The sequence below is a fragment of the Burkholderia sp. Ac-20353 genome (assembly GCF_017104785.1).
GTDB lineage: Bacteria > Pseudomonadota > Gammaproteobacteria > Burkholderiales > Burkholderiaceae > Burkholderia.
The window spans coordinates 1-13,336 of record NZ_JAAGPL010000222.1 but is presented as its reverse complement, the minus strand read 5'-3'; the positions used below and the strand labels follow the sequence as shown (position 1 = coordinate 13,336).

At 65.1% G+C, this 13,336-nt stretch carries 15 protein-coding genes and 1 pseudogene; 8 read left to right on the top strand and 8 right to left on the bottom strand.

All coding sequences use genetic code 11. The annotated features are described in order from the left end of the window. Positions 1-209, top strand: a 209-nt coding sequence (locus tag G3N94_RS35085; protein ID WP_205798588.1) for an NAD(P)(+) transhydrogenase (Re/Si-specific) subunit beta, incomplete at its 5' end; no start/stop codon positions are given. Positions 210-406: 197 nt separating this feature from the next. Here G3N94_RS35085 and G3N94_RS35080 read toward each other — a convergent pair. Beyond that, complete coding sequence (locus G3N94_RS35080; protein ID WP_205798586.1) at positions 407-997, bottom strand: AraC family transcriptional regulator; 591 nt, start codon at positions 995-997, stop codon at positions 407-409. Positions 998-1,515: 518 nt separating this feature from the next. Here G3N94_RS35080 and G3N94_RS35075 point away from each other — a divergent pair. Then, positions 1,516-1,947, top strand: a complete 432-nt coding sequence (locus G3N94_RS35075) for a hypothetical protein (RefSeq protein WP_205798584.1) — start codon at positions 1,516-1,518, stop codon at positions 1,945-1,947. A 195-nt stretch (positions 1,948-2,142) separates the two neighbouring features. On the opposite strand, the gene G3N94_RS35070 is transcribed toward G3N94_RS35075, so the two are convergent. Next, positions 2,143-2,421: a DUF4148 domain-containing protein gene (locus tag G3N94_RS35070; RefSeq protein ID WP_205798582.1), complete on the bottom strand. Its 279-nt coding sequence runs from the start codon at positions 2,419-2,421 to the stop codon at positions 2,143-2,145. Between the two features lie 59 nt (positions 2,422-2,480). Next, positions 2,481-2,987 (bottom strand): DUF4148 domain-containing protein, encoded by a 507-nt coding sequence (locus G3N94_RS35065; protein WP_346778757.1) that lies wholly within the window; start codon positions 2,985-2,987, stop codon positions 2,481-2,483. Between the two features lie 95 nt (positions 2,988-3,082). On the opposite strand from G3N94_RS35065, the gene G3N94_RS35060 reads away from it, so the two are divergent. Next, positions 3,083-3,619 (top strand): sigma-70 family RNA polymerase sigma factor, encoded by a 537-nt coding sequence (locus G3N94_RS35060; RefSeq protein ID WP_205798579.1) that lies wholly within the window; start codon positions 3,083-3,085, stop codon positions 3,617-3,619. Continuing rightward, a complete protein-coding gene (locus G3N94_RS35055) occupies positions 3,619-4,404 on the top strand; it encodes an anti-sigma factor (RefSeq protein WP_205798577.1) in 786 nt (261 codons plus the stop codon). Before G3N94_RS35060 ends, G3N94_RS35055 begins: the two co-directional genes overlap by 1 nt. A gap of 191 nt (positions 4,405-4,595) precedes the next feature. Here G3N94_RS35055 and G3N94_RS35050 read toward each other — a convergent pair whose 3' ends face one another. From G3N94_RS35050 to G3N94_RS35035, 4 genes and pseudogenes are all read right to left on the bottom strand, one after another. Next, positions 4,596-4,895 (bottom strand): cupredoxin family copper-binding protein, encoded by a 300-nt coding sequence (locus tag G3N94_RS35050; protein WP_241022251.1) that lies wholly within the window; start codon positions 4,893-4,895, stop codon positions 4,596-4,598. 58 nt (positions 4,896-4,953) lie between these two features. Continuing rightward, complete coding sequence (locus G3N94_RS35045) at positions 4,954-5,898, bottom strand: metallophosphoesterase (protein WP_205798573.1); 945 nt, start codon at positions 5,896-5,898, stop codon at positions 4,954-4,956. A gap of 231 nt (positions 5,899-6,129) precedes the next feature. Next, positions 6,130-6,519 carry a DUF3331 domain-containing protein gene (locus G3N94_RS35040; protein ID WP_205798571.1) on the bottom strand — a complete coding sequence of 130 codons (390 nt, stop codon included), beginning with the start codon at positions 6,517-6,519 and terminating at the stop codon, positions 6,130-6,132. Positions 6,520-6,540: 21 nt separating this feature from the next. Continuing rightward, positions 6,541-6,675, bottom strand: a pseudogene (locus G3N94_RS35035) (NAD(P)-binding protein); the annotation flags it as partial. Positions 6,676-6,818: 143 nt separating this feature from the next. Between G3N94_RS35035 and G3N94_RS35030 the strand changes: the two are divergent. Next, positions 6,819-7,472, top strand: a complete 654-nt coding sequence (locus G3N94_RS35030) for a TetR/AcrR family transcriptional regulator (RefSeq protein ID WP_205798569.1) — start codon at positions 6,819-6,821, stop codon at positions 7,470-7,472. A 29-nt stretch (positions 7,473-7,501) separates the two neighbouring features. On the opposite strand, the gene soxR is transcribed toward G3N94_RS35030, so the two are convergent. Then, the gene (soxR, locus tag G3N94_RS35025; protein ID WP_205798567.1) at positions 7,502-7,972 is read right to left on the bottom strand and encodes a redox-sensitive transcriptional activator SoxR; all 471 of its coding nucleotides are present in this window, start codon (positions 7,970-7,972) and stop codon (positions 7,502-7,504) included. Positions 7,973-8,051: 79 nt separating this feature from the next. Between soxR and G3N94_RS35020 the strand changes: the two genes are divergently transcribed. The 3 genes from G3N94_RS35020 to G3N94_RS35010 all read left to right on the top strand — a co-directional run. After that, positions 8,052-9,245 carry an efflux RND transporter periplasmic adaptor subunit gene (locus G3N94_RS35020; protein ID WP_205798566.1) on the top strand — a complete coding sequence of 398 codons (1,194 nt, stop codon included), beginning with the start codon at positions 8,052-8,054 and terminating at the stop codon, positions 9,243-9,245. A 13-nt stretch (positions 9,246-9,258) separates the two neighbouring features. Continuing rightward, positions 9,259-12,432, top strand: coding sequence for a multidrug efflux RND transporter permease subunit (locus tag G3N94_RS35015; protein ID WP_205798564.1), 3,174 nt, complete (start codon positions 9,259-9,261; stop codon positions 12,430-12,432). Next, a partial coding sequence (locus G3N94_RS35010) for a TolC family protein (protein ID WP_205798562.1) occupies positions 12,429-13,336 on the top strand: 908 nt, incomplete at its 3' end. The genes G3N94_RS35015 and G3N94_RS35010, both read left to right, overlap by 4 nt.

Here is a 13,336-nt window from a genome sequence, read left to right as displayed (position 1 = left end):
CGGCGGCGCAGGACGACCCGACCAGCCCCATTGCCGGCATGCCGGTGCTGGAGGTGTGGAAGGCGAAGACGTCGATCGTGATGAAGCGCAGCATGGCCTCGGGCTATGCGGGCGTGGACAATCCGCTCTTCTACAAGGACAACAACCGCATGTTGTTCGGCGATGCGAAAACGATGTTGGGCGAGATCTTCGGGGCGCTGAAGGGCTGACGAGGGGGCGCGCTCGAAGCGAGTGCGCCTGAAATCGCACGTCTGCGTTAGAGATTCATCGAGGGGAGGCTTGTGAGAGACGGGTGTCGCCAAGGTTCGGCGTCCTTTGTCTCGGCAATGCTTCCCCGCTTCATGCCTCCTTCAATCGTCCCGCCGGTATTGCCGAGTGCGGACTCTTCCCGGTGTCATCGGTTCATTCAGGCGGACCTGGCACCCCGTGTCGCCCAATCACTGAATTTGACTTGATCGGATCCGGGCTGTGGTCTATCCAGCCGGCGGCTGTCATCTTGATGGAAAGCCTGCCTGATCGTTTCGCGTGGGCTGAATCCAAATTCGGCCTTGAATGATCGGCTGAAATGCTTGTCGCTGGCGAATCCATGGCGCCATGCAATGTCGGCAATTCTCGCCTTTGGTCGAGTCGGATCGGCGAGAATGCTTCGTATATGCACGAGGCGCTTTCGCTGGATCAACTTCATCACGCCACCCGCCGGTTCAAAGAGTCGATACAGTTTCGCTCGCGATATCCCGATTGCCTTGCATATCTGTTCCGGAGACAGCGCCGGGTTCGTAAAATTCTTTTCGATGTATCCTTTCGCCGCTTCCAGAAGCGCTGCATTGATTTCCGTATCCGCCTGCATCAATGTGTCAAGGGTCGTTTGCAGGCAGGCAAGCAACAGGTTTGTCGTTGCCTGGGTGAGATAGGGAATTTGCGCGGCAGAGAGCCCGGCAAGGTTGTCGTGGAATGACCGAAGATGGCTGGCAAGGATACTGCCCATCGCTCCCGGCATCGCACATCCGTGGTGTTTCGCCGTGGCCGGATGATCCAGCCTCCACTAGCGGATACCCATGCATCGAAGCGCTCCTTTGGCGGAGCATCGAGCGTGGAAATTTGATAGGTATCGAGCACGGGGTGGCTTCCCATCGCTAGCCCTTGGAATAATTGGTGTTGTGGTTCTGTTTTTCTCGCGGATCGAAAGTCGGCGAGTCTCTCGATCGTCCGCATCTCCGTTTTCATTTTCTCTCGTCACTCAAGATGTGACAAGCCGCGACCGTACGCGCATCGCCGAACACGTTCCGTCCTGGTGAAAAAGAGATGTTCTACGCGAGTGCCATCCCGATGCACTCCGCATCTCGCTATCCACTGAGACGCAAGCGCACCAGATCGAGACGGACAGTTACCTTTCGCAATGAAATCCAGCATACCATCAGGACCGGAATGCGACCGGCCGAACAATCACGCTGCGTCGGCAATCCATTGCGTCGTAACTTGAGTTAATGAAGGATTACTGAATAATCGGATATAAAAATGAAAACTCTGACCTATTCCGGGGCCTTGTGCGCCTTTCTTGTCATATCTGCGTGTGCGCAGCTTCCGGGGAGCGGTGCAACCGCCGATGCTTCCAGGTACGACCCTTCTTACCTGAAGCAGAATCTCATCCCCGGCAAGACAAGCCGGGATCAGGTGCTGGCATTGTTTGGGGACCCGAGCGACAAGGGTACCCGAAGCGATGGCAGTGAATCGTGGAGCTATGTGTACGATCCAAATAACCGCGCCAAGACGATTGGCATTACGTCTCTCTGGAACAGCATTCCGATGCCGGGAATGCTTGGCGTTGCTGCAAATACGGTTAACGGTCAGGTTTTGAATGCGGCCAATCCCGCTCAGCCAATCCGATACCTGACAGTGCATTTAAGAAATGGTGTCGTGACGGATTACAGCGTTCACGCTTCCAAATAACGTATTTTGTCTTGTCGGAGCGGGCAATCCATACAGCCCGTGCAGCGGTCGCTGTCAGCGCCGACAGCCTGTATGGCAACGGCGCAACGGATCCCGCGAACCCGGCAGCGTTTGCGCGAACAGCCGGGCCGGCATGTCCGCGCATTGCTTCGCCCATCACCGCACAGGCACCGCTGCGCCGTCCGTCCTCCGCGCTTACTGGCGGGGCTGCATGGAGATTCCGGCCCCGGGTGCGCCGGTCGCGGCGGAAGACGCCGCTGGTGCGGCCTGCTGCGCAGCAACCCTCGCTTCCGCGGCCTGAATGTCGGCCGGATAGTTGCCTTCGTCGCCTGCGGAAGGATCGTATCCGGCGGCTTCGAGGCGATACAGCTCGTCCAGCACCTGGGCGCGGGTGAGTGGGGCTGGTGTCTGGGCCATCGCCGTATGGCTAGCGAGCAGCGCTGAAAAAATCAGAAATCCGAAATAAGGTTTCATGATGAAGCTCCTGGGTAGTGTCGTGCGGGCGCGAAACGACGGGGATGGCGCGCGTCGCGTCAGCTACCGAAATACGGCGTGCAAAAGCTGACCGGACCCGCGCACGGCATCGTGTCCTGCAGCGCCGGTGAGGTTGCGCGCTTGCCGGCATCGGACGAACCCGCGGCCTGATTCCCCGATCCGCTTTGCTCGGGCTGGGTCTGCATGCGTTCCGCCTGCTGCCGGAACAGCGGACTCACGTCGGGATAGGACGTATCGGTCACGAATCGCATTCCGTGGTTTTGCGCGTCGATCAATTCCTGACGGACTTCGGCGCGCGTCTTGCCTTGCGCAGCCGCATGTGTGGCGAATCCGGTTGCGGAAAGCACCGCAATGGAGAAGCCGATCATCAGATGCCTGCTCATGTCTCGCTCCTTCGAAAGAACAACAACGGGTCCTGCATTCCGTTCAACTTCGATGGGCGCGTGTTTATTCCGCTCGTGCGGACGCTTGCGAGATTCGTCGAATGCGGGGCGTGCCGGTCGCGGTGCCACATGCGAATCGGCGTCGTCGCTGCCGAGCCGCACCTGCAATGCGCGCAGCGGCCGGGAATAGAAACCGTGTTGCTGCGGTTATCACTTGTGCGAGTGCAGTTTCCGTCAAGTGACGATCCGGGTTCGGAATGGACGAGCAATCTTCTGTCAGGCGCTTCGAAGTACTGCTGCTGCCTCACATGCATTCGGCGTACAACGTCGCGCGATGGCTGGCCCGCAACGACCAGGACGCGCAGGACATCGTGCAGGAAGCGTACATCCGCGCATTCCGGTTCATCGACCGGTTTGACGGCAACGACGCGCGTGCGTGGCTGCTGAGCATCGTGCGCAACGTGTTCTGTACGTGGTATCGGCAGAGCCGGCGCCACGCGGCCGAATCGCTGTCGCTCGACGACGACGATGGTGCGCCGGACCTCTGCGACGAACGCGCGTGCAGCCCGGAGACGCTGATGATGCGCGATCAGGATCGCCAGCGTGTGGTCAGCGCGCTCGGCCGCCTGAGCGTCGAGCATCGCGAGGTCATCGTGCTGAGGGAGATCGAGGGATTGTCGTACAAGGAAATTGCGAGCGTCGTCGGCGTTCCGATCGGCACCGTGATGTCGCGTCTGGGGCGCGGGCGCCGACAGCTCGCCGCGATTCTGACGAGCGTGGGCCAGGAGGCGTGATGGATCATCAACAGGCGGTCGACTTGCTGTCCGCGTATCTCGACAACGAGTTGGGTCTCGCGCAGAGTGCGGCGTTCGAGCGCCACCTGGCGCGCTGCAGCGCATGCAGGCAGGCGTTCGACACGCAGCGGCAGGTCAGTGCGCTGATGAAAGCGCCCGACCTCCGGTTTCGTGCGCCGGATGCGCTGCGCGCGCGGATCGTGTCCGATCTGCGTGTGCGCAAGACGGTGCTGCAGCGCTTCACGCAATGGCTGGCGCCGCGCGGGACGCGCGGCGTGCCGATCTGGGCGCCTGCCGGTGCCATGGCCGTCAGCGTGTTCGTGCTCGCGTGGAGCGGGTCACTTTACCTGTCGGTGCCGAGCGCCGATGCCCGGCTCCGCTCGGAACTCGTCGACAACCATGTGCGTTCGCTTCAGGCGAGCCACCTGATCGACGTCGTGTCGACCGACCGGCACACGGTGAAGCCGTGGTTCGACGGGAAGATCGATTTTGCGCCGCCGGTGCCGGAGCTCGCGAACGACGGCTATCCGCTCGTTGGCGGGCGGCTCGACTACGTGAACGGGCGCGCGGTCGCGGTGCTCGTGTATCGCTACCGGCTGCATCCGATCAATGTCTACGTATGGCCTGCCGACAGTGCCGGAGAACAGCCGCACGTCTACGCGCAGCGCGGCTACAGCCTTGCGCACTGGGCCACCGCACACATGAACTACTGGGTCGTCACGGATGCGGACGCGCGTGAGCTGGGCGGCTTCGTCGAACGCCTGCGGATGCGAGCCGGTTCGTAACGCGGCCATAACGCGGCCATAACGCGGCTATAACGCGACCGGAATGCGACCGGAATGCGACCGTATCGCACCTCGCGATCATTGTGGCGAATACGGCCGCCATACAGCCGCCATACGGCCGCCATGCGGTCCGGCGACGCATCCCCATGGGGTACTGCGCCGCCGGACCACACCGACTGCGATGATCCGCTTTACTCGACCGTGATCGTTTCCTTCATGAACGGATGAATGCCGCAGAACACCTTGTAGACGCCCGGTTTGTCGAACTTGAACGAGAACGTCTCATCCTCGTCGAGTGCTTTCGAATGGAAGATGCCGGCGTCGTTGACGATGGTGTGCGGCTCCGCGTCGAGATTTTTCCATGTGAGCGTCGTGCCGGCCTTGATCGTGGTGGACATCGGCGAAAACATGAAATTCTTGATCGTGACGACCGTGTCGCCGGTTCCCTGCGCGAATGCGGGGACGGACGCGCCGGACGCCGCGAAGCACAGCGCGGCGGCGATCAGGAAGCGGAATGAAGGCTTGTTGTTCACGATGCACTCCTTGCGCTTAACCGATGGTCGAGTCGTGCAGCGCCGACGCCGCGGGATGGCCGGCAAACGCGACGGTGGTCACCCCGAGCATTTTCGCGAGCTGGTCGCGCGGCACCGTGAGCGGCACCGGGCCGGGGCCATTGCCGGCGGTCGGTTGCGGGAACGCGGTCGAGCGGGCGGTGTGGAACGTGATGTTGCCTTCGACCTTCGACACGATCTGATGGATATGTCCGTTCAGCACCGTGACCGAGCCGAAGCGCTTCAGGTAGCCGAGTGCCTGCGGCGCGTCGCCGGTTCCCCAGCCCCACGGTTCGTAGATCGTCCACATCGGCATGTGCGAGAACACGACGATCGGCGTGCTCGACGAGCGGCCCTTGAGATCCTGTTCGAGCCACGCGAGCTGGTCGGCCCCGAAGCTACCGAGCCCGTTCGGCTTGAAGTGCATCACGTTGACGAGCGCGACGAAGTGCACGCCGTCGTGATCGAAGCTGTAGTAGCCGCGATTGTCCGATGCCTTGCCGAAGCGGCTGAAATACTCGGCGCCGCTGCCGTCGGTTACGTCGTGCTCGCCCGGAACCGTATGAAGTTCGGGAATCGTCAATCCGGACAGCAACTGCGACGCAAGATCGAATTCCGACGCTTTCGACAGGTGCGTGATGTCGCCGGTGTGGATCGCGAGTGCCGGCTTGTCGGGCATGCCGTTAACGAGGTCGATCGTGCGCTGGAGCGTGCTCGCGACGTCGGGGTTGGCTTCCTTGTTGAAACCGATGTGCGAGTCGCTGATCTGCAGGAACAGCGGTTTGCCGAGGTTCGCGGGCGGCGCGCTTCCCTGTTGCGCCAATGCCAGATCGAAAGGCGCGAGGACGCCGCCCGACAGCGTGAAGAGCGTCCCGAGGCCACCGAAGGCCATGCACTGCAGGGCTTTCCGGCGGGACGGATTCGATGGGTTCGATGATGACATGGGGGCCTCGCAAGCGAATGGTGGGAAACCGGACGGCCGGGTCGTCCGCGGAGAAACCGGCACCTTCTGCACGTGATACCGGTGTGCCGCGGGTTTTATTCCCACTATGCGTGCGGGTGGCGTTCGGGAGGCTGCGAACGCCGAGTGCTGCCGTGATGCAGCGAGATGCGATGCGATCCGGCGTGGTCAGCCGTTCGTAAGCATCGGGCAAAGTTCCGGCCGGCGACCCCGTCAAGCCGCCTCGACTGCATCCAGACAGTCCGCGAGGATCATCGCGCCGGCATTCCCCGGCGTCGACCCGAGCAGTTGCGGCGAGTAGACGCTGTCGCCGATCTCGATCGGCCGTCCGGACAGCGCGCACGCGCCGCGTCGCCGCGTGATGAACAGCCGCCATTTCTGATAACCGTAATGCCCGGTGCACGCGTCGCACCATGAAATCATCACGCAATCGGCCGCCGGCCGTTCGAGCACGCCGATCGTCGGCCGGCTCGACGGGTTCCACGCCGGCAGTTTGTCGCGTGTCGTGCTGCGTCGCCGATCCGCCGCCGACCGCACGGGCGGCATGCCGATGCTGCGGATTTCCGCGACGGTTCGAAGCCACGGAGCTGCGATGTCTTCCATGATGTCTGTCCTTTCGAGTCAGACGTGCGTCGCGCTGCGGTCGATCAAGGTGACTTCGGCACGGCCAGGGCGGCCGAGCCGTTCGCCGAGGCGGGTCGCGAGCTGCAAACCGGCGATGCCGCCGCCGACGATGACGATGCGGAGTGGTTCTGACATAGTTAAATCATCGCATGATGAATAAGGTATGATCCTAGCGCTTCGATACTTGACGTGTCAATCGAAGGGAAAACCGTTCGGTCCCGGGATTCGGGGCGGACGCACGGTCGAGGCAAGATAAGACAAGAAGGGAGCAGGAAAACGTGGATGAAGTCTCTGAGCGGTCGCCGTCGAAGCGGCGCGCGCGCGGACGGCCGCTGCCGGGCGCGTCCGTCGGGCCGGAAGTGATTTTGCGGGCGGCCCGCGGAATGTTTGCAAAACGTGGCTACGACGCGACGAGCGTGCGCGAGATCGCGCGCGAACTGGACGTGGATGCGGCGCTGATCGCGCACCATTTCGGGAGCAAGGAAACGCTGTGGCTCGCGGTCGTCGAGCAGATCGCGGAGCTGGCCGCGCCGCTGTTCGACGCGCAGCGCGCGTTGCGCACGTCGCCGCTGTCACGCCGGGCGCGCGTCGAGCGTGCGCTGGAACTCGGCATCGACATGGTGTTCGCCGAGCCGGACATCGGGATGTTCTTCTCGACCGCGACGACGGAGCAGGGCGAGCGGCTCAACCGGCTGCTCGAGCGGCTCGTGCGTCCGTATCACGCGGTGATGGTGCCGCTGCTGACCGACGCGGCCGAAGCCGGTGAAATCGCGATGACGGATCCCGACGTGATGTTCTTCATGCTCGAGAACGCGATCGGCACGACGGTTGCGTACAGCCATCTGATGCACGAATTCACGTCGCTGCCGACGCGTCAGCAGCAATTCAAGGAAGCCGTGCTCGCGACGGCGATCAACCTGCTGGGGCGCTGAGCGACGCGGCCCAAACGCCCGCGCGGTCGTCAGACTGGCGGCGGATCCCCGAGCCACCGCCGCGCGCCCGGCCCGCGCCGGCCCGCGCGATCGTCGGCGTTCGTCAGCTTGCAGCGCTTCAGCGACAGGCAGCCGCAGCCGATGCATTCATCGAGATTGATGTACAGCCGCTGCAGTTCCTCGATCCGGTCCGCGACGCGCTTCTTCCATCCTCGTGACAGCCGCTGCCAGTCCTTGTTGGTCGGCAGCGTGTCGGCCGGCAGGCTCACGAGCTGCTCGGCGATCTCGTCGAGCGAATAGCCGATCTTCTGCGCGAACACGATGAAGGCGATCAGCCGCAGCACGGAGCGCGAATAGTGGCGATGGCTCGAGCCGTTGCGCTGCGAGCGGATCAGCCCGCGCGACTCGTAGAAGCGCAGCGTCGACGCGGGCACGCCGCTGCGTGCGGCCACTTCGCGAATCGACATCAGCGGCCATTTCGTCTCGTCGGTGATACCCATGCAAGCCTCCGGGAATTCTTGACTTAAAGTTAACTTCAACTTTTATGCTACGCGGCAGTTTAACGTACCGCGAGGCTCCATGCTTTCCTTTCCTGTCCGCAAGACGCCATTCCGGGGCGCCGTCTGCGCGCTCCTGCTTGCGTTGTCCGGCTGCCATGACCGCAACGCCGGTCAACCGGCCCAATCCCCACCCGAAGTCGGCATCGCGACGATCGCACCGCGTACCGTGCGTCTCGCCGACGAGTTCAACGGCCGCGTCGAGGCCGTCGACGCGGTCGAATTGCGGCCGCGCGTGAGCGGCTATCTGCAGCGTGTCGCGTACAAGGAGGGCGATCTCGTGCCGCAAGGCGCGGTGCTGTTCGTGATCGATCCGCGTCCGTACCGAATCGCGCTCGATCGCGCCACCGCGCAGCGCCAGCGGGCGCGCGCGGCGGCGAGCCTCGCGCAGGTGCAGCTCAAGCGCGTGCAGACGCTGATCGACGCGCACGCGACGTCGCAGGAGGAACTCGACAACGCGCACGCGACCGATGCGCAGGCGCGCGCGGACCTGCAGGCGGCGGAAGCCGCCGTCGCCGACGCGCAGCTCAACCTCGGCTTCACCGAAGTGCGCGCGCCGATCGCGGGCCGCGTGGGCCGAGCGCTCGCGACGGTCGGCAACCTCGCGCGCGCCGACGACACGCTGTTGACCACGGTCGTGTCGCAGGATCCGGTCTACGTGTATTTCGATTGCGACGAGCAGAGCTACCTGCGCTACAACGCGCGGCGCGCCGATCCGGCGCATCGCGCGATCGGCGCCGATCCGGTGCGCGTCGGCCTCGCGAACGAGACGGGTTTCCCGCACGCGGGCACGGTCGACTTCCTCGACAACCGGCTCGACCCGGCCACGGGCACGATCCGTGCGCGCGTGCGCCTGTCCAACGCGGACCACACGTTCACGCCGGGCCTCTACGCGCGCGTGCAGCTCGTCAGCGGCCGCGACCAGGATGCGCTGCTGGTCGACGACAAGGCGGTGCTGACCGACCAGGACCGCAAGTACGTGTACGTGGTGGGCGTGGGCGACAAGGCGCTGCGCCGCGACGTGACGATCGGCCGCGCGCTGGAAGGCGAGCGGATCATCGAGAAGGGGCTGAAGGCCGGCGACCGCGTGATCGTCGAAGGCGTGCAGCGGATCTACTATCCGGGTGCGCCGGTGAAGCCGAAGGCGCTCGCCGTGCAACCGGTCGCCGCGACGCTGCCTGCATCCGCCGATGCGGCGGCGCCGGCTGCGCAGTGACGGGAGGCGCGATATGGATTTCTCCCGTTTCTTCATCAACCGCCCGATCTTCGCGGTCGTGCTGTCGATCGTCATCTTCGCGCTCGGGCTGATCGCGATTCCGATGCTGCCCGCGGGCGAGTATCCGGAAGTGGTGCCGCCGAGCGTGGTCGTGCGCGCGACGTATCCGGGCGCGAACCCGAAGGCCATCGCCGAATCGGTCGCCGAGCCGCTCGAGGAGGCGATCAACGGCGTCGAAGGGATCATGTACATGAAGTCGGTCGCGGGATCGAACGGCAGCCTGCAGGTGGTCGTCACGTTCGTGCCGGGCGTCGATCCGGACACGGCCGCGGTGCGGGTGCAGAACCGCGTGAGCCAGGCGCTGTCGCGCCTGCCCGACGAAGTGCGCCAGTACGGCGTGACGACGCAGAAGCAGTCGCCGACGCCGCTGATGTACGTGAGCCTCTACTCGCCGGACAACAGCCGCGATTCGCTGTACCTGCGCAACTACCTGACGCTGCACGTGAAGGACGAGCTGTCGCGGATCACTGGCATCGGCGACGTCGGCGTCAATGGCTCCGGCGACTACGCGATGCGGATCTGGCTCGATCCGAACCGGCTCGCGTCGCGCGGGCTGACCGCGAGCGACGTGATCGCCGCGGTGCGCGAGCAGAACGTACAGGTGTCGGCGGGCCAGCTCGGCGCGGAACCGTCGCCGAAGGCAGCCGATTTCCTCGTGTCGATCAACGTGCGCGGCCGGTTGCGCACGGTGCAGGAGTTCGGCGACATCGTGCTGCGCAACGGCGACGACGGCCAGGTCGTGCGGCTGTCGGATGTCGCGCGGCTCGAGCTCGGCGCGGGCGACTACACGCTGCGCGCGTTCTTCAACGACAAGCATTCGGCCGTGATCGGCGTCTTCCTGTCGCCGGGCGCGAACGCGCTCGAGGTCGCGAAATCGGTGTACGCGAAGCTCGACGAGCTGTCGAAGAGCTTCCCGCCCGGCATCGCGTACCGGCCTGTGTGGGACCCGACGGTGTTCGTGCGCGAGTCGATCCGCGCGGTGCAGCACACGCTGATCGAGGCGGTCGTGCTGGTGGTGTTCGTCGTGATCCTGTTCCTGCAGACCTGGCGCGCGTCGATCATTCCGCTCATCGCGGTGCCGGTGTCGGTGGTCGGCACGTTCGCGTGGCTGCTGCTGCTCGGCTACTCGATCAACACGCTGACGCTGTTCGGGCTCGTGCTTGCGATCGGGATCGTCGTCGACGATGCGATCGTCGTCGTCGAGAACGTCGAGCGCAACATCGCACAGGGCCTGAGCCCGCGCGATGCCGCGCACCAGGCGATGCGCGAGGTGTCCGGCCCGATCATCGCGATCGCGCTGGTGCTGTGCGCGGTGTTCGTGCCGATGGCGTTCATGTCGGGCGTCACGGGCCAGTTCTACCGGCAGTTCGCGGTCACGATCGCGATCTCGACCGTGATCTCGGCCATCAACTCGCTGACGCTGTCGCCGGCGCTGGCCGCGAAGCTGCTGCGGCCGCATGGCGCGCCGAAGGATGCGCTCACGCGCGCGCTCGACCGCGGATTCGGCTGGCTGTTCCATCCGTTCAACCGCTTCTTCGAGCGCAGTTCGGACGGCTATCACGGCGTGGTCACGCGCACGCTGAAGCGCCGTGGTGCGGTGTTCGCGGTCTACGCGGCGCTGCTCGCGGCGACGGCGCTGCTGTTCAACACGGTGCCGGGCGGTTTCATTCCGGTCCAGGACAAGCTGTACCTGTTCGCGGGCGCGAAGCTGCCGGAAGGCGCGTCGCTGTCGCGCACGAGCGCGGTGGCCGAGCAGATGATGAAGATCGCGCGCAGCACCGACGGCGTCGAGATGGTGCCGGGCTTCTCGGGGCTGAACGCGCTGCAGGGCGTGAACACGCCGAACATCACGACCTCGTACATCATCCTGAAGCCGTTCGACCAGCGGCATCGCAGCGCCGCGCAGATCAACGCCGAGCTGAATGCGCGTTTCGCGGGCATCAGCGGCGGGATCGCGTATGCGCTGATGCCGCCGCCGATCCAGGGCCTCGGCAACGGGTCCGGCTATTCGCTGTATCTGGAGGATCGCGCGGGCCTCGGCTACGGCGCGCTGCAGAACGCGCTGTCCGCGTTCCAGGCCGCGGTCGCGAAGACGCCGGGCATGCGCTATCCGGTCAGCTCGTACCAGGCGAACATCCCGCAGCTCGAAGTGAAGGTCGACCGGCTGAAGGCGAAGGCGCAAGGCGTCGCGCTGACCGATCTGTTCAACACGCTGCAGGTCTATCTCGGCTCGACGTACGTGAACGACTTCAACCTGTTCGGGCGCGTCTACCGCGTGATGGCGCAGGCGGATTCCGGCCATCGCCAGACCGCGGCGGACATCGCGAACCTGCGCACGCGCAATGCGAAAGGCGAGATGGTGCCGATCGGCTCGATGGTGACCATCGAGCCGACCTACGGGCCGGACCCGGTCGTCCGCTACAACGGTTTTCCGGCGGCGGACCTGATCGGCGACGCAGACCCGAAGGTGATGTCGTCGTCGCAGACGATCGCGAAACTGCAGCAGATCGCGAAGGAGGTCCTGCCACCCGGCATCACGCTCGAATGGACCGACCTCAGCTATCAGCAGGTCACGCAGAGCAATGCGGCGATCGTCGTGTTCCCGCTCGCGGTGATGCTCGTGTTCCTCGTGCTCGCATCGCTGTACGAGAGCTGGACGCTGCCGCTCGCGGTGATCCTGATCGTGCCCGTCTGCATGGCCGCGTCGCTGTTCGGCGTGTGGCTGTCGGGCGGCGACAACAACGTGTTCGTGCAGGTCGGTCTCGTCGTGCTGATGGGCCTTGCGTGCAAGAACGCGATCCTGATCGTCGAGTTCGCGCGCGAGCTCGAAATCCAGGGCAAGGGCACCGTCGAAGCCGCGCTCGAAGCGTGCCGGCTGCGGCTGCGCCCGATCGTGATGACGTCGGTCGCGTTCATCGCAGGCTCGGTGCCGCTGCTGATCGGCAGCGGCGCGGGCAGCGAGGTGCGTGCGGCCACCGGCATCACCGTGTTCGCGGGGATGCTCGGCGTCACGCTGTTCGGGCTGTTCCTCACGCCCGTGTTCTATGTGACGATCCGCAAGCTCGCGGGCGGCACGCCGGCCGTCTGGAGCGAACAGCACGGCACCCTCGAAGGAGAAAACCGATGAGCGCCGTTTTCCGTCTTTCCGCGCTCGCGATGTCGGTGACACTCGCCGCGTGCGCGGTCGGCCCCGATTTCAAGCGGCCCGATACGGCCACCGCTGCGCGGTTTGCGCGCGACGCGCAGCCGGCGACCGGGCGCGACGCTTCGATACCCGATGTGCCGCCCGATGCATCGGACGCCGCCGATGCCGCGTTCTGGCGCGGCTTCGGCGATCCGGCGCTGACCGGGCTGATCGACGCGGCGCTCGCGGCGAACCAGGATCTGCAGGTCGCCGTGTCGCGCTACGACGCATCGAATGCGCTGCTGTCGCAGGCGACGTTCGACCGCTATCCGACGATCACCGCGAGCGGCCGGATCGGCCATCAGCTGTCGAGCAAGGACCAGGCGTTCGGCGCGCCGCGCAGCCAGCGCGATACGCCGATTTCCAGCGTCGGGATCAATGCCGCGTGGGAACTCGACCTGTTCGGCCGCGTGCGTCGCTCGATCGAATCGCAGCGCGCGGAAACGGCCGCGAGCGCCGCGGACGTGCGCGCGGTGCGCATCGCGATCGCGGCCGAGGTCGCGAGCACCTACGTCGACCTGCGCGGCTCGCAGGAGCGGCTGCGGATCGCGCGCGAGAACGCCGCGAACCAGAAGCAGACGCTCGCGCTGATCAATGCGCGCGTCGGCGCGGGGCGCGGCTCCGAACTCGATGCGGCGCGCGCCCGTGCGCAGTACGAATCGACGACGTCGCGGATTGCCGTGTACGAAGCGGCCATCGGCGTCGACGAGCACCGGCTCGCGGTGCTGACCGGGCAGACGCCGGACGCGCTGATCGGCCGGTTCGATGCGCCGAAGGACGTCCCGTCGGCGGGCGTGCCCGTGCCGTTGCCGGCGCTCGCCGCGGACATCGATCCCGGCACGCCGGG

Coding starts and splice junctions, on each gene's coding strand:
- G3N94_RS35060 (WP_205798579.1), top strand. CDS start 3,083: ATGGACGAGCAATCTTCTGTCAGGCGCTTCGAAGTACTGCTGCTGCCT.
- G3N94_RS35070 (WP_205798582.1), bottom strand. CDS start 2,421: ATGAAACCTTATTTCGGATTTCTGATTTTTTCAGCGCTGCTCGCTAGC.
- soxR (WP_205798567.1), bottom strand. CDS start 7,972: ATGGGTATCACCGACGAGACGAAATGGCCGCTGATGTCGATTCGCGAA.
- G3N94_RS35075 (WP_205798584.1), top strand. CDS start 1,516: ATGAAAACTCTGACCTATTCCGGGGCCTTGTGCGCCTTTCTTGTCATA.
- G3N94_RS35015 (WP_205798564.1), top strand. CDS start 9,259: ATGGATTTCTCCCGTTTCTTCATCAACCGCCCGATCTTCGCGGTCGTG.
- G3N94_RS35040 (WP_205798571.1), bottom strand. CDS start 6,519: ATGGAAGACATCGCAGCTCCGTGGCTTCGAACCGTCGCGGAAATCCGC.
- G3N94_RS35055 (WP_205798577.1), top strand. CDS start 3,619: ATGGATCATCAACAGGCGGTCGACTTGCTGTCCGCGTATCTCGACAAC.
- G3N94_RS35045 (WP_205798573.1), bottom strand. CDS start 5,898: ATGTCATCATCGAACCCATCGAATCCGTCCCGCCGGAAAGCCCTGCAG.
- G3N94_RS35020 (WP_205798566.1), top strand. CDS start 8,052: ATGCTTTCCTTTCCTGTCCGCAAGACGCCATTCCGGGGCGCCGTCTGC.
- G3N94_RS35080 (WP_205798586.1), bottom strand. CDS start 997: ATGCCGGGAGCGATGGGCAGTATCCTTGCCAGCCATCTTCGGTCATTC.